Genomic DNA, 15,606 nt, shown 5'->3' with positions numbered 1-15,606 from the left:
TGCAATTAGTCATTAAGGTGATCAGTAACAAGAGTAAAGTTCATAATTAATGATATGATTATTCTTCGTTTTGTTGATGGCAAGCCTATTGATAACAAGCCTACTTTTAGGTTCCTAGAATTGGTCTTTAGGTGTTGCATTGGTCATCATTTATTTTAGGTTAATTCCCTATGCAGCATCTTAATTATAATCACCTTTACTATTTTTGGATGGTGAAACGCAAAGGCTCAGTGACTAAAGCCGCTGAAGCGTTGTGCTTAACTCCACAGACTATTACAGGTCAAATTCGCTTATTAGAAGAACGGCTAAATGGCTCACTTTTCAAGCGAGTTGGTAGAGGGCTTGAGGCGACTGAATTAGGCGAATTAGTTTTTCGTTATGCAGACAAAATGTATAACTTAAGCTACGAAATGCTTGATCTTCTAAATTACCAGCAAGATGATTCGGTGTTGTTTGAAGTAGGTATTGCAGATGCATTATCTAAAGCGTTAGTCAGTAGGGTGTTACTGACTGTACTCCCCCATGATGGTTCAATGCATTTAGCTTGTTACGAGTCGACACATGAAAGCTTAATCGAGCGATTACGTGAGCACAAGCTTGATATGATTTTGTCTGATTGCGCTGGCGAATCGTTAAAATACAGTGATATTTTATCTAAAAAATTAGGTGAATGCGGTGTTAGTTTTTTTTGTGCTCATCCATTAGCCGCAGAGTTTCCAGCCTGTTTAGAGCAAGAAAAATTACTTATTCCAGGCATTCGAACCTCACTTGGTCAACAGTTACATCGTTGGTTCGCTGAAAAAAATCTTAATGTGAGTATATTGGGGGAATTTGATGATGCCGCAATGATGAAAGCTTTTGGTTATTTCAAACGGGGTATTTTTGTCGCACCGTCGATATATCGTCATGATATACTGTCGCAAGGAATGGTTTTGCTGGGTGAAACCACCGATATAAAAGAAGAATATCATGTCATGTTTGCTGAGCGGATGATTCAACATCCAGCAGTGAAATTGCTACTAGAAACTGACTTTACTGAATTGTTTGCGGGTAATGATCAACAAGTGCAAGATTTTGATAATCGCTTAGGATTAGCTGACTAACCTACTATAAAAGGTTAATAGAATTATCGCAGGAGTATCGCGTTGGAATTAATGAATATTGCCAGAGTGCGTTGGGCTTGTCGCCGTGGAATGTTAGAGCTTGATGTCTTGTTTCAACCTTTTGTAGAAGCACACTATGAAGGGATGAGTGTTAAAGATAAGCAAACCTTCATTCGCTTACTAGAATGTGAAGATCCCGAGTTATTTGCGTGGTTTATGGGACATGAACAATGTCCTGATGCTGATTTAGCTGCAATGATAGTTAAAGTTCGTGGACGAGCAGCACCTTAATCACAGTGACAGAAGTGCTGGCTCAAGCATTTTTGTGCTGAGTGCTTCTGTTAACCAATACCTGAGTTTAGTAATGGCGTTCGCTGTTATTTTTAGTAGTTTTATTGCTTGGCCTCCGTTATCTTCCTGGTTGATCTCTTGTATTTTTTATCTCTTACTTTTGATTACTTTTAGCATATTTATCAAAGTATTATTTATGATTCGTAATTGGCAGTGTCGTTTTAGTTTAAACAAAGATGGTCATGGAATATTAAATGCGGCGGATGCTTTTCACTTTGCTAAACGACCTTTTATTAGTCCGTTTATCTGTATCTTATATATTGAGTTTGAAGATAAATATCGGGATAGTATTTGGGTTTGGTCTGACATGCTTAACGATAGCCAGTATCGGCTATTGTGCCGCTTAGCTAATCACGTTAGATGAAATTTAATGGTAGCGATTAAAAAAAGCCAACATTTCGATGTTGGCTTGATTTAAGTCATTTAGTTCTCATTTTAAGTACTAACATGGCGACTAGTTGGGTTGTAAAATGGTCGGTTGTGGCGAATCAATTTGCTCTGGGTAGTCAAGATTATAATGCAAGCCACGGCTTTCTTTGCGTGCCATCGCACAGCGAATAATCAGCTCTGCCACTTGAACTAGGTTACGTAATTCAAGCAAATTGTTACTGACTCTGAAGTGAGAGTAATACTCTTGAATTTCTTGTTGCAGCATCATACACCGGCGTAATGCCCGCTCTAAACGCTTATCTGTCCTTACAATGCCAACGTAATCCCACATAAATAGTCTTAGTTCATGCCAGTTATGAGCAATGACCACTTCTTCATCAGAATTTGAGACCTTACTTTCATCCCAGTGTGGCACCTGAGTTGGCATAGTAATTTTATGTAGCTGACTTTCAATATCTTGGGCTGCTGCTCTAGCAAATACCAAACATTCTAATAATGAATTACTAGCAAGACGATTCGCGCCGTGAAGTCCGGTATAAGCCACTTCGCCGATAGCATATAATCCATTAAGATCGGTTTGGCCATGCAGATCTGTCATTATGCCGCCACAAGTGTAATGGGCAGCGGGCACGGCTGGGATCGGGCTTTTGGTCATGTCGATACCCAGTTCCATACAGCGCTGATAAATTGTCGGGAAATGTTTAATAATAAAATCAGCGGGTTTATGACTTATGTCTAAGTAAACACAATCTGAACCTAAACGTTTCATCTCATAATCAATTGCTCTGGCGACAATATCACGCGGCGCAAGTTCGGCTCGCTCATCAAAATCAGGCATGAAACGACTGCCATCAGGGCGACGTAAATAGGCTCCTTCACCCCGCAGCGCTTCGGTCAATAAGAAGTTTTTAGCATCAGCATGGTAAAGACATGTTGGATGAAATTGATTAAATTCCATATTGGCCACACGACAACCTGCTCGCCATGCCATTGCAATTCCATCGCCACTGGCGATATCGGGATTAGACGTATATTGATAGACCTTTGAGCTACCACCAGTTGCTAAGGCAACAAATTTAGCTGTTATGGTTTCAACTTGTTCTTTGTCACGATTCCAAACGTAAGCGCCTAAAACACGATTACCTGGGCGGTTTAATTTTCGCGTTGTAATTAAATCAATGGCATTATAGCGTTCTAATACCTGAATGTTAGGGTGGTTAAGTGCGCGCTCTTGTAAGGTGGTTTGTACTGCTTTGCCGGTCGCATCAGCAGAGTGCAAAATGCGGCGGTGGCTATGGCCACCTTCACGGGTTAAATGATATGGTGCATCATCATTATCACCGTGATTTTCTTCTTTATCGAATGCTACGCCGCAGTCGATAAGCCATTGCATTGATGCTTTAGCGTTTTCAGCTGTAAAGGTGACCACGTTTTTATCACATAAGCCAGCGCCTGCGATAAGAGTGTCATTGACGTGCGATTCAATGGTGTCGTCTTCATCAAATACAGATGCGATGCCACCTTGAGCATATAAAGTTGAACCTTCAGCTAAAGGGCCCTTGGAAAGCAAGATTACGCTAGATTTTTCGGCTAAGTGAAGTGCTAACGTGAGCCCTGCAGCGCCACTGCCTATCACCAAAATGTCAGATTGGTATTCAACTGCTTGTGTCATCGGGTATTATGGGTCATCAAATGGTGATGATATGGTAAATCAAAACACAATTATTGGGTACATTTACTCTTAATTGAAACTATTTATTTTGTGTATTTATTGAGCAGTTGCTAGGTAAATTAATTTTTTTTTATATTTCATCGAACTTTTTTCATAAAGCTCAGTCTACATATGTATACAAGATTCGAGCGACTGAATATCAGTGATATAGATTTAGGAGTAGTCGGCTCGGATGAGTGGACAATATAGTGATCAACAACTCGTTGAGCGTGTACAACAAGGTGATAAAAACGCATTTAATCTATTGGTGATGAAGTACCAGAATAAGGTGATGAGCCTTATAGGAAGGTATGTTCGAAACCAAGCTGATGTAGCAGATGTTACCCAAGAAGCGTTTATTAAAGCATACCGGGCATTAGCCAATTTTCGTGGTGAAAGTGCTTTTTACACATGGTTGTACCGAATTGCAGTGAATACGGCAAAAAATCATCTTACATCGCAAGGCCGTAAGGCGCCTGCAAATGATGTAGATGTCGAAGATGCAGAATATTATGAAGGCAGTGATGCGTTAAAAGAATTTGCGTCTCCGGAGCGGTTATTAATGAAAGATCAAATGAGTAAAGTGATCTTCGATACCCTAGATACATTGCCAGAAGAATTAAAGATGGCTATATCATTACGTGAACTTGATGGTATGAGTTACGAAGATATTGCTAATATTATGGATTGTCCCGTTGGTACGGTTAGATCACGAATATTTCGTGCTCGAGAAGCAATCGACAAACAGCTCCAGCCTCTACTGGATCAATCTTAGCCTTTATCAAGATAGGTGAAAAATGGTTAAATCAAGTCAAGAGTGGGTATCTGCAGCAGTAGATGGTGAAGTTGATGAGCAAACATTGGCTCAACTTTCCTCTGATGTAGATTCACATGATGAGTGGCATCGTTATCATATGATAGGCGATACAATGCGTGGCGAATTGCCCGCAGCCATCGACTTAGATATTACAGCAAGTATTGCAGCTGCTATTGATTTGGAGCCAACAATTGTAGCTCCACAAGTTAAAGCTAAAGATAATATTGCAACAACACAGCCGCAATCTAGGAATAATGTTGTTTCATTATTCAAGCAGTTTGGTCAATATGCTATTGCTGCCAGTGTCGCTTTAGTCGCGATTATTGGGGTGCAAACCTATAACCTTGATCAAGATGTCGAGGACCCATTACCTGTATTTAATACTCGTCCTCTTGTTGGTACCGTGTCACCGGTGAGTCTGCAAACTGGCCCAGTGGCTAATCAGCAAGGCTTTACAAACGAGCAAGTGGTTGAACAACGTCGTCGTATTAATGCGTATATTCAAGATCATATGCTACAACAACGGTTAAATAACGGCCTTGAAGTTGAAGATCAAAACTTCTCAGATTTGCCATTAAACCAATAGTTGTCATTCTTTGTTCAGCAATGGTCTAATAGATCATTGCTGTTTTACTTTTAGGAGTTAGCTTGCGCCTTTTCCTGCTAGCACTGTTAATCATTTCCCCGTTTAGTCATGCTGATGAATTGTCGGCAAAAGATTGGCTTGTTAATATGAGTCAAGCTTTGCAAAATAAGCAATTCAAAGCATCAATTATTCAAATTCAAGCTGATCATGTTCGTCCATTGGTTTACCTACAAGGCCATGTGGAAGGGCAACAAGTTGCTTATTTGGAATATCTAAACGGACCACCTAAAAATGCGGTAAAAGTTGCCAATACAGTGACTTTTTTAGAGCATGATCAACCTCCATATAGTGTAGCCTCTAATCGTATTCAGGGTGTTTGGCCCAGATCGTTATCGGGAGATATCAGCAAATTAGAACAAGGTTACCAATTTGTGTTAGGTGGTCGCAGTCGTATTGCTGGTCGTCCCGGGCAGATGGTGCGTTTTATTGCTAAAGACGAATATCGATATGATGCACAAATATGGCTAGATTTAGACACCTTCTTACCCTTACGTTATGACACCATTAATCGCGAAAAACAATTACTTGAACAAACCATGGTTGTTGAGTTAATTGAATTAAGCGAGCCTGCCAGTATTTTAATTGAAGCCACCAAGCATGATTGGCCTGATGTGATAGTGCAAGCAGATCGTAAAGATGCCCAAGATTGGCAGTTTACTTGGTTACCAGAGGGGTTTGATGTCGTTGTTAAAGATAACCATCGTTTGATAGGTATTCATGAACCCGTCGAATATATCGCTTTAACAGATGGCCTTGCTCATATTTCAGTTTATGTTGCGCGTGCACCAGAACAACCTATGCCAGAAGAGTTAATGACTCGAAATGGGCTATCTATGGTGGTTGAAAAGGTCGGAAGTGCAGAAGTTGTTGCGCTAGGTAAAGTGCCGATCCAAACTTTACAGCGGATTGCCAAAAGTCTTGCGTTAAAATAGACTTTATTAACTCTCTTTTTATTGAATTATTATTATGTCTGAACAACCATTGAACGCTCAGTCAACCACAAGCCCTTTACTTGAAGAGCTTGCGCGAGTGGTTGAACACAAGGATGGCTGGGTAATGGTTGAAGTTGAGCTTAAAAGTGCCTGTAACCATTGCTCTAATAGTGATAATTGTGGCACATCTGCAGTAGCCAAAGCTTTTTCCGTTAAAACTCAACGTTTTTCTATCGCCAGTGATAACGCATTTCAAGTTGGCGATATGCTGAAACTTGGCTTACCTGAAAGCGTCATTTTACAAGCTGCAGCCTTGGTCTATTTGTTACCTTTGATTGGGCTATTTGTATTTGCTGCCTTGGGGCATTTTCTTGGTTTGGGCTTAGATATTGATACCAATATCAGTGCGATTATGATGTCATTTGTTGGTGGTTATCTAGCTTGGCGTTTGGGAAAGCATTTTGCGTTTAAGATTGAAGATAATGCCCAGCCAATTATCATCTCTAATCTTGGTCAACAAGTAGATTTAGCCATTAAAGTTTAATTTGTATTAATTAGCCGCTAAATTGCAGCTTAGGCAATACTATTTCATAGGCAGCGTACTTAAAAGTCTATAAATTTGTGCGATTAGGTTTTGATAAACGCGTTCACTTTGCTATTTTTATCGCTTGTTTTAGTGAACCATGATGAATCTGATTGGTATTAGCACCCTAATCAGGTACAATTTGCCACCTTATTTTTCATCCATTTTTAGTAGTAGTCATCGCAGCATAATGAAACATATTAGAAACTTCTCGATTATTGCCCATATTGACCATGGTAAATCCACTCTGTCTGATCGCTTGATCCAGGTCTGTGGCGGTTTAGCTGACCGTGAAATGGCTGCGCAGGTTCTTGATTCAATGGACATTGAACGTGAGCGTGGCATTACTATTAAAGCGCAAAGTGTGACATTGGACTACCATGCCAAAGACGGTAACACCTATCAATTAAACTTTATTGATACCCCAGGTCATGTTGACTTCTCATATGAAGTATCACGTTCACTTGCCGCTTGTGAAGGCGCGTTATTAGTGGTGGATGCTGGTCAAGGTGTGGAAGCGCAGACGTTAGCAAACTGTTATACAGCATTAGAAATGAACTTGGACGTGGTGCCAATTTTAAACAAAATTGATTTACCTCAAGCTGAACCAGAGCGTGTTGCTGCTGAGATTGAAGATATTGTTGGTATTGAAGCCAAGGATGCGGTTCGCTGTTCAGCTAAAACTGGTCTTGGTGTTGAAGACGTATTAGAAGAAATTGTCGCTAAAATTCCGCCACCAGAAGGTGATGAGAACGCACCGTTACAAGCATTGATTATCGACTCTTGGTTTGATGCATATTTAGGTGTGGTATCACTTGTTCGTATTAAGCACGGTGTGCTGAAAAAGGGCGAAAAGTTCAAAGTGATGTCAACAGGTCAAAATTACAATGCTGATCGCGTTGGTATTTTTACGCCTAAGCAAGTTGATAAAGCTGAACTTCGTGCTGGTGAAGTAGGTTATGTTATTTCTGGCATCAAAGAGATCCATGGTGCACCTGTGGGTGACACATTAACCCATGCTAAGCATGGGGCGGATAAGCCATTACCAGGCTTCAAAAAGGTCACGCCTCAGGTTTATGCCGGTGTATTCCCTATTTCTACTGACGAATATGAAAACTTCCGTGACGCGTTAAACAAATTATCGCTAAACGACGCATCTTTATTTTTCGAGCCAGAAACATCAAGCGCACTAGGTTTTGGTTTCCGCATTGGGTACCTTGGCTTACTTCACATGGAAATTATACAAGAGCGATTAGAGCGTGAATATGATCTTGATTTAATTACCACTGCGCCAACCGTGGTGTATGAAGTTGAGATGACTAACGGCGATGTGATTTATGTTGATAACCCATCAGATTTACCCGCTTTAAATAATATCGCAGAAATCCGTGAGCCGATTGTTGAAGCTAATATATTAGTGCCAAAAGAATACCTAGGTAATGTGATTACTTTATGTATTGATAAACGTGGTTCGCAAACCAACATGGTTTACCACGGTAATCAAGTAGCGGTAACTTATCACTTACCTATGGGTGAAGTGGTAATGGATTTCTTTGATCGTCTAAAGTCGACCACTCGTGGTTATGCTTCATTAGAATATAACTTTATTCGTTTTGATCCTGCAGATATGGTTCGCTTAGATATCTTAATTAATGGTGACCGCGTTGATGCATTGGCGATGATTATTCACCGCAGTAATATTCGTCATCGTGGATTGGCATTAGTGGATAAGATGAAAGAGCTTATTCCAAGGCAGATGTTTGATATCGCGATTCAAGCCGCAATTGGCAGTCAAATTGTGGCTCGCTCTACCATTAAAGCTTTACGTAAAGACGTAACGGCTAAGTGTTATGGTGGTGACGTATCGCGTAAGAAAAAGCTGCTGAACAAGCAGAAAGAAGGTAAAAAACGCATGAAGCAAGTTGGTAACGTTGAAGTGCCTCAAGAAGCATTTTTAGCGGTATTGAAGTTAAATGATTAATCATAATTAACTAAAATGCTTCACTTATAACGCCGCTTTTAGCGGCGTTATCGTTATACTCGAAAACTTCAAGCGTTGTAGGATACAACTTTGAAGTGTTAAATATATAAAATCTCAATGACTAGCTAAATATCAGCGGCAAATCTGACGCTTTTAGTTGCTGATAAAATGGGGTTTAACGTGTCAGATTAATTTAGGAGTTTCATTAGAAATGGCAGCGCATTTTTCTCTTATTCTTGTTCTTGTCACCCTTATAAGTGGACTTATTTGGTTGATTGATGTGGTTTTTTTTGCTCCTAAGCGAGCAGAGAAATTAGCCCTCGCGCAAGCCGGTTCAGAAAAGCTGACTGACGAAGCAATTGAAAAAATTATTCGTGAACCTGTAGTCGTCGAAACCGCACATTCGATATTTCCCGTTATCGCCTTTGTGATGATTTTGCGCTCTTTTATTTATGAGCCATTTCAAATCCCATCAGGCTCAATGATGCCGACGCTATTAGTGGGCGATTTTATTCTAGTTGAAAAGTTTAGTTATGGTTTACGTGACCCTGTTTGGCGCACTAAATTAATTGAAACTGGTGAGCCTGAGCGTGGTGATGTGTTTGTATTTAAGTATCCTGAAAATCCGAAAATTGACTACATTAAAAGAGTCGTAGGTTTACCCGGTGATAAAGTCATTTATCGCAATAAGCAGCTATCCGTTCAGCCTAAATGTACGGCGACGAATGAATGTCCGGAGCCGATTGTTATCAAGCATACTGAAATTAATCGTGGCCAATTTACTCAAGACCGAACGCCGTTGATTCGCTATACTGAAAACTTAGGCGATGTTGAACATGACATCTTAGTTAATCCATCGCGTCCTGATTTTAGTCAGCATTTTTATCAACAAGCCGGAACACAAACCGGTGAGTTTATCGTACCAGAAGGACAATACTTCGCGATGGGTGATAACCGTGATAACAGTACTGACAGTCGCTTTTGGGGGTTTGTACCTGAAGAAAACTTAGTCGGTAAAGCTGTCGCCATTTGGATAAGTTTTGAGTTTGATCGTACCCCTAATGATTTTTTACCTACTTGGGTACCAACTGGTGTGCGTTTTGAGCGTGTAGGTGGAATTAAGTAATGATGGAACCGATTAAAAATTTACCGCGCTTATGCCGAACTTTGGGCTATGAATTTAAAAACATTGAGTTACTCACGCAAGCTTTAACCCACCGCAGTGCTGCTAATAAGCATAATGAGAGGTTAGAGTTTTTAGGTGATTCGATTTTATCAATCGTGATTTCTGATGCGTTATATCATCAGTTTCCTAAAGCCACAGAAGGCGACTTAAGCCGCATGCGCGCGACTTTAGTAAAAGGTGATACCTTAACTCTTATCGCCAAAGAATTTAAATTAGGCGATTATCTTTTTTTAGGTCCTGGTGAGCTTAAAAGCGGTGGTTTTCGTCGTGAGTCCATTCTAGCGGATGCGGTTGAGGCTATCATTGGCGCTGTTTACCTTGATGCCAATATTGAAGCCTGTCGAACCTTACTATTAAACTGGTATGGGAAACGCTTAGAAACCATTAAACCCGGCATTAATCAAAAAGATCCTAAAACCATTTTACAAGAGCACTTACAAGGTTTTAAAAAACCTTTACCTGAATATGAGGTCGTAAAAGTTGAGGGTGAAGCCCATGATCAAACTTTTACTGTTGAGTGTAGCATCGCTGATTTGCCTAACGTTGTGATTGGCGTAGCCAGTTCTAGAAGAAAAGCTGAACAGCTTGCCGCCGCTCAGATATTGGAGTTACTTAAGAAATGACCAAAAAAACTGACTTGCCACAAACACAAGCTAATCAAGAGCCTAGCTTAGATGAATTATTGGCAAGAATGAATCAAGCCGCGCCGCAAGCCACCGCTCAATATGATGTGACTTACTGCGGTATGGTTGCTATTGTTGGTCGCCCCAATGTGGGTAAGTCGACTTTGCTTAATAAGTTATTAGGCCAAAAAGTCAGTATCACTTCTAAAAAGCCGCAAACAACTCGTCATCGGATCATGGGGATCCATACGGACGAAGCGAGACAAATTGTATTTATCGATACTCCGGGTCTCCATATCGAAGAGAAACGTGCCATTAACCGTTTAATGAACCGTGCTGCTGCAAGTTCTTTGGCCGATGTTTCTATGGTTGTGTTTGTCGTCGATGGCATGACATGGACCGCTGATGATGAGATGGTGCTGCAAAAATTAAAGCATCGAAATGATGATCGTAAAATTGTCTTAGCGATCAACAAAGTTGACAATATTAAAGATAAAGAAGCGTTGTTTCCTTATTTACAGCAATTAGGGCAAAAATTCGATTTTGATGAAATATTGCCAATTTCAGCTAATAAAGGCACCAATGTTCAGCGCATTTTAGAATTAGCACAAAGCTCATTACCTGAGGCGCCATTTTATTTTCCTGAAGATTATGTGACCGACCGCTCACAGCGTTTTATGGCATCAGAGATTGTCCGTGAAAAGTTAATGCGCTTTCTAGGTGATGAGTTACCCTACGATTGCACTGTTGAAATTGAACAATTTAAAATGATGGAAAACGGTGTTTATCAAATTAATGCATTAATTTTGGTTGAGCGTGATGGCCAAAAACGCATGGTAATTGGTAACAAAGGTGAGCGTATTCGTACCATTGCTACCCAAGCTCGCTTAGATATGGAAACCTTATTTGATAATAAAGTTTTCCTCGAAATTTGGGTCAAAGTTAAATCGGGTTGGGCTGATGATGAACGCGCTTTACGCAGCTTAGGTTACGGTGAAGATTAAAAGTAACTAAAATAATGCCTAGCATGTCGAATAAAGGATTGATTGATGCATAACCACTTTTCATTAATGCGATAGAAAGATAATGAGCAATATGAAACGTGGTTATGTATTACACCATCGCCCCTATCGAGAATCTAGCGTTATCGTAAATCTTATTATTGACGGTGTTGGCCGTGTTGATGCCATTACACGATTAGGCAACGGGAAACGTTCTATCAAATCGATTGTACAGCCATTCCAACCGCTAATTATTCAATTTAGTGCCCAATCTGAAGCTAAAAATTTATCTTTAAAAACCGTCACTCACATCGAGCCTGCATCACCACCAATTCCATTAACGGGTAATAGTTTATATTCTGGTTTTTATCTTAATGAGCTGTTGGTGCGTTTATTAAGTGTAGATCACCAAGCTGATAGCCTATTTTTAGCTTATCACCGCGCATTGATGTCACTCGCTGAGTCATTTTGTTCTAGTCATTTACGTTATTTTGAAAAAGCGCTATTACTTGAGCTTGGTGCTTTACCGTCTTTGCAATATGACTGTGATGGCAATACTATTGAAGCACTAAATTTTTACCGCTTAGTGGCAGATAGTGGATTTATTCCAGTACTTCAGCAATCTATTGGCCATTTTAGTCATGGTAAAAGTGTCGTGCCAGGAGCGATGCTGATCCAGTTGCATCAACACGACTTACAAGCAGAATATTTAAATTCCGCAAAAGGCTTAATGCGCTTCTTATTAAAGCCACTACTGGGAAGTAAACCACTATTAAGCAGACAATTATTTGTTAAATAATGTCGAAATCCCGCGCTTTGCCGATTACAATGACCAGCAATAACAATCCTACTCTTATCCCGCTGTTAAGGAATTTATCGTGAGCGCCATTTTATTAGGTATAAATATCGATCATATTGCCACCCTACGTCAGGCTCGTGGCACAAATTACCCAGATCCTGTTCACGCTGCCGCGGTTGCTGAACATGCAGGAGCAGATGGCATTACCATTCACTTGCGAGAAGATCGCCGTCATATCCAAGATAGAGATGTTTATCTACTGGCTAAAACACTAAAAACGCGGATGAATTTTGAGTTTGCTGTTACCGAAGAAATGATTGCTATCGCGTGTGATGTTAAACCCGCTTATGCCTGTTTAGTGCCTGAAAAGCGTGAAGAATTAACCACAGAAGGTGGACTAGATGTAGCTGGGCAACTCGAAAAAATTACTTCTGCAGTAAAGCGCTTGGCAGCGCAAGGGATTAAGGTGTCATTATTTATTGATGCGGACAAAGCCCAAATTGATGCTGCAGTCGCCTCTGGTGCCCCATATATTGAGATCCACACGGGTTGCTATGCTGATGCGCATACAGATGCCGAGCAAGCGGCAGAATTAGCGCGAATTACTGAAATGGCAAAGTATGCTCATAGTCAGGGTTTAGTCGTTAATGCAGGGCATGGTTTGCATTACCATAACGTCAAGCCTATCGCCGCTATCCCTGAGTTATATGAATTAAACATTGGTCATGCCGTTATTGCTAGGGCTGCGATTGATGGTTTAGAGACGGCTGTACGAGACATGAAGAAGTTAATGTTAGAAGGTCGTAGAGGCGAGTAATGGCAATTGTTGGCCTTGGTACTGATATTGTTGAAATATCTCGTATTAGCGAGCAACAAGCTCGCATAGGTGATAAGTTGGCAAAGCGGGTGTTAACGCCTGAAGAGTTTGCAGTTTACCAAGCGTCAAACCAAGGTGCACGTTACCTAGCAAAGCGTTTTGCTGCAAAAGAAGCTGCAGCTAAAGCCCTAGGCACAGGTATTGGTCGTGGTGTGTCGTTTCAGCATATTCATATTAGTAATAATGAATATGGTGCGCCCTTAATCCGTTTTACCGATGGCGCATTATCAAGGCTTGAGCAGCTTAAAGGTAAACAGGGATTTATTAGCATTGCAGACGAGCAGCATTACACGGTTGCCACCGTCATATTGGAAGGTTAGTAACTTTCCTATTCAAATCATAGGCGCCTAGGCGCCTTTTTTATTTCTAGGAATAATTAAACCAATTGTAATAAATAATTGATCGCCCTAGCTTGTTAAAACGCGCGATAATAGCGTTAATTTTTTGATTGTAAAATAAATGCTTATCGAAAAAATCTGCCTTGTTTGCAAGTGTTTTTCCTACGCTATTTTTGATCACTTATTTATCGTGATTAGGATAAAACCTTTAATTAGACTTTTTTATTTAGAGTAGTTACGCTAGATTAACAAAATAACAACAACATCTTTAAAATAAGATCAACAAGAGAAAGAGAATCGTTATGAAATCAGCCGTTGAACAATTATCGACTTACAAAAGTGTCCATCTCAACCCTAAGAATATTCGTACTCATTTTTTTGGCGTACCTATGATTATTTGGTCAGTTTTTGTGATGTTAGCCACAATCAGGTTTGAGGTGGCAGGTTTGCCATTAAGTAGTGCAATTGTGCTTATGTTAATTTCGCTAGCATATTATTATAAGCTCCATGTGCGTTTAGCCTTAGGACTAACAATATTTATCATCCCAGTATTCTATACCGCCAATATTGTTGCTCTATCTGATTATCCTTTTGCAATAGCCATTACGACCTTTGTTGTGGGTTGGATTATTCAATTTATCGGCCATAAATATGAGAAAGCCAAGCCAGCTTTTATAGATGATTTGAATCAGTTATTGATTGGTCCTTTTTTCTTAATGGCAGAGTTGTATTTTATGTTTGGTTGGGAAAAACAGTTAGATGCACAAATTACACCGATTGCCAGAGATAAAAGAAGAGCGCTAGAAGCTGCAAAACGTACTGCTTAACCCCATTCATTTTCTTCATTAAAAAAGGCGCTAAGCGCCTTTTTTAATGAAGAAAATTTAACTTATCGTAGAGTGTTAATCATCTTCAGTATCATTTGTGCTTGGTAATGAATTAGGCATAATACGCACTGATTTAATCATGTTATCAGCGACTTCAATCACTTCAATATGATAATCCGCTAAGCGTAAGCTGGTGTTGGCGACTGGAATATCTTCAAGATACTCAATAATCAAGCCGTTTAGGGTTTTAGGACCATCGGTAGGAAAATCCCATTTCATTTCTTTATTTAAGTCACGGATGTTAATTGTGGCATCAATGAGAAAACTACCATCTTGTTGCACATTAATATCCTCACTTGGCGTTGTGATCATTGAGGTCGTAAAGTCTCCGACTATCTCTTCCAAAATATCTTCAAGTGTGACTAAACCTTGTATGTCACCATATTCATCAACAACAATACCAATACGTTCTTTATTTTGCTGGAAATTGGCTAACTGAACATTTAACGGCGTGCCTTCAGGGATAAAATATATTTCCTTCACTGCACGTAGTAATGACGATTTACTGAATTGCTCTTTTGATTGTAAACGCAGCGCATCGCGTAAGTGAATGAAACCGACTACATCATCAATGTTGTCGCGATACACAAGTACCCGAGTATGTGGGCTTTGGGTCACTTGCTTATTAATCAGTTTGAAATCATCGTTAACATTGATTGCGTAAATATCTGAACGTGCAATCATAATATCCTCAACCGTCACCTTTTCTAAATCTAAAATAGACAACAACATTTCTTGGTGACGTTGTGGAATTAATGCTCCGGCTTCATGAACGACAGTTCGAAGTTCTTCCTGACTTAAAGCATCGTTCGTTTGCACCGATTTTATGCCTAATAAACGCAAAAAGCCTGAAGTGATAATATTCAGTCCCTTTACCAAAGGTAATAGAAGTAATAGTAACCACTTTAAAAGTAGACTTGACGGAAAGGCTATACGTTCAGGATGTAGCGCGGCATAAGTTTTTGGTGTCACTTCGGCAAATATCAAAATTATCACGGTGAGTACACCGGTAGTAATAGCGATACTCGCGGCTTCATCAATATTGTATTGGGTTAATACGCGCATCCCTATAATCGTTGCGATAGAAGAGGCCAAAATATTAACTAAGTTGTTGCCTATGAGGATTAAACCAATCAATCGATCGGGTCTATCGAGCATTTTTAATGCTCTTTTAGCTCCCTTGTGCCCATTGCCTGCTAAGTGGCGTAAGCGATAGCGGTTTAGGGTCATCATGGCGGTTTCTGAGCCAGAAAAATAAGCTGAAATCAGAATTAAAACCAAAAGAAAAATCAGGAGTGCGCTGGTTGATATAGCGTCCAAAGATGGGGCTCCGTTGTAACTAGTGAACTGGAGAGTAAGCCAGTATTTGTGTGATTAAGTT

General features: G+C 40.1%; 17 protein-coding genes. 15 read left to right on the top strand and 2 right to left on the bottom strand.

Going from position 1 to position 15,606, the window contains the following annotated elements; all coding sequences use genetic code 11:
• Positions 1–170: 170 nt before the first annotated feature.
• Genes nhaR through HBH39_RS12740 form a run of 3 tightly spaced genes read left to right on the top strand, consistent with a single transcriptional unit; the run spans position 171 to position 1,818 of the window.
• Positions 171–1,103: a transcriptional activator NhaR gene (gene nhaR, locus HBH39_RS12750; RefSeq protein WP_167678845.1), complete on the top strand. Its 933-nt coding sequence runs from the start codon at positions 171–173 to the stop codon at positions 1,101–1,103.
• A gap of 42 nt (positions 1,104–1,145) precedes the next feature.
• Positions 1,146–1,394 (top strand): succinate dehydrogenase assembly factor 2, encoded by a 249-nt coding sequence (locus HBH39_RS12745; protein ID WP_208764159.1) that lies wholly within the window; start codon positions 1,146–1,148, stop codon positions 1,392–1,394.
• Positions 1,375–1,818, top strand: a complete 444-nt coding sequence (locus tag HBH39_RS12740) for a protein YgfX (RefSeq protein WP_167678843.1) — start codon at positions 1,375–1,377, stop codon at positions 1,816–1,818. Before HBH39_RS12745 ends, HBH39_RS12740 begins: the two co-directional genes overlap by 20 nt.
• 90 nt (positions 1,819–1,908) lie before the next feature.
• On the opposite strand, the gene nadB is transcribed toward HBH39_RS12740, so the two are convergent.
• Positions 1,909–3,516, bottom strand: coding sequence for an L-aspartate oxidase (gene nadB / locus HBH39_RS12735; protein WP_167678841.1), 1,608 nt, complete (start codon positions 3,514–3,516; stop codon positions 1,909–1,911).
• Between the two features lie 232 nt (positions 3,517–3,748).
• On the opposite strand from nadB, the gene rpoE reads away from it, so the two are divergent.
• The 12 genes from rpoE to HBH39_RS12675 all read left to right on the top strand — a co-directional run bounded on the left by rpoE (position 3,749) and on the right by HBH39_RS12675 (position 14,165).
• Positions 3,749–4,330: an RNA polymerase sigma factor RpoE gene (gene rpoE, locus HBH39_RS12730; protein WP_167678839.1), complete on the top strand. Its 582-nt coding sequence runs from the start codon at positions 3,749–3,751 to the stop codon at positions 4,328–4,330.
• Positions 4,331–4,352: 22 nt separating this feature from the next.
• Positions 4,353–4,958 carry a sigma-E factor negative regulatory protein gene (locus HBH39_RS12725; protein WP_167678837.1) on the top strand — a complete coding sequence of 202 codons (606 nt, stop codon included), beginning with the start codon at positions 4,353–4,355 and terminating at the stop codon, positions 4,956–4,958.
• Positions 4,959–5,020: 62 nt separating this feature from the next.
• Positions 5,021–5,950 carry a MucB/RseB C-terminal domain-containing protein gene (locus HBH39_RS12720; RefSeq protein WP_167678835.1) on the top strand — a complete coding sequence of 310 codons (930 nt, stop codon included), beginning with the start codon at positions 5,021–5,023 and terminating at the stop codon, positions 5,948–5,950.
• Between the two features lie 34 nt (positions 5,951–5,984).
• Positions 5,985–6,494 carry a SoxR reducing system RseC family protein gene (locus HBH39_RS12715; protein ID WP_167678833.1) on the top strand — a complete coding sequence of 170 codons (510 nt, stop codon included), beginning with the start codon at positions 5,985–5,987 and terminating at the stop codon, positions 6,492–6,494.
• Positions 6,495–6,723: 229 nt separating this feature from the next.
• Complete coding sequence (gene lepA, locus HBH39_RS12710) at positions 6,724–8,514, top strand: translation elongation factor 4 (protein ID WP_167678831.1); 1,791 nt, start codon at positions 6,724–6,726, stop codon at positions 8,512–8,514.
• A 211-nt stretch (positions 8,515–8,725) separates the two neighbouring features.
• Positions 8,726–9,640, top strand: a complete 915-nt coding sequence (gene lepB, locus HBH39_RS12705; RefSeq protein ID WP_167678829.1) for a signal peptidase I — start codon at positions 8,726–8,728, stop codon at positions 9,638–9,640.
• A gap of 2 nt (positions 9,641–9,642) precedes the next feature.
• The gene (gene rnc, locus HBH39_RS12700) at positions 9,643–10,323 is read left to right on the top strand and encodes a ribonuclease III (RefSeq protein ID WP_167680077.1); all 681 of its coding nucleotides are present in this window, start codon (positions 9,643–9,645) and stop codon (positions 10,321–10,323) included.
• Positions 10,320–11,327, top strand: a complete 1,008-nt coding sequence (gene era, locus HBH39_RS12695; RefSeq protein WP_167678827.1) for a GTPase Era — start codon at positions 10,320–10,322, stop codon at positions 11,325–11,327. Before rnc ends, era begins: the two co-directional genes overlap by 4 nt.
• Before the next feature lie 91 nt (positions 11,328–11,418).
• Positions 11,419–12,123 carry a DNA repair protein RecO gene (gene recO / locus HBH39_RS12690; protein WP_167680076.1) on the top strand — a complete coding sequence of 235 codons (705 nt, stop codon included), beginning with the start codon at positions 11,419–11,421 and terminating at the stop codon, positions 12,121–12,123.
• A gap of 79 nt (positions 12,124–12,202) precedes the next feature.
• Entirely contained in the window at positions 12,203–12,940 is a 738-nt protein-coding gene (gene pdxJ, locus HBH39_RS12685) for a pyridoxine 5'-phosphate synthase (RefSeq protein ID WP_167678825.1), read from the top strand.
• Positions 12,940–13,320, top strand: coding sequence for a holo-ACP synthase (gene acpS / locus HBH39_RS12680; RefSeq protein ID WP_167678823.1), 381 nt, complete (start codon positions 12,940–12,942; stop codon positions 13,318–13,320). The genes pdxJ and acpS overlap by 1 nt, the downstream gene beginning before the upstream one ends.
• 320 nt (positions 13,321–13,640) lie before the next feature.
• The gene (locus HBH39_RS12675; RefSeq protein WP_167678821.1) at positions 13,641–14,165 is read left to right on the top strand and encodes a DUF962 domain-containing protein; all 525 of its coding nucleotides are present in this window, start codon (positions 13,641–13,643) and stop codon (positions 14,163–14,165) included.
• Between the two features lie 75 nt (positions 14,166–14,240).
• On the opposite strand, the gene HBH39_RS12670 is transcribed toward HBH39_RS12675, so the two are convergent.
• The gene (locus tag HBH39_RS12670) at positions 14,241–15,545 is read right to left on the bottom strand and encodes an HlyC/CorC family transporter (protein ID WP_167678819.1); all 1,305 of its coding nucleotides are present in this window, start codon (positions 15,543–15,545) and stop codon (positions 14,241–14,243) included.
• Positions 15,546–15,606: the final 61 nt, after the last annotated feature.

It is taken from the genome of Shewanella aestuarii (assembly GCF_011765625.1).
GTDB lineage: Bacteria > Pseudomonadota > Gammaproteobacteria > Enterobacterales > Shewanellaceae > Shewanella > Shewanella aestuarii_A.
This window is presented reverse-complemented; position numbering and strand designations above follow the sequence as displayed.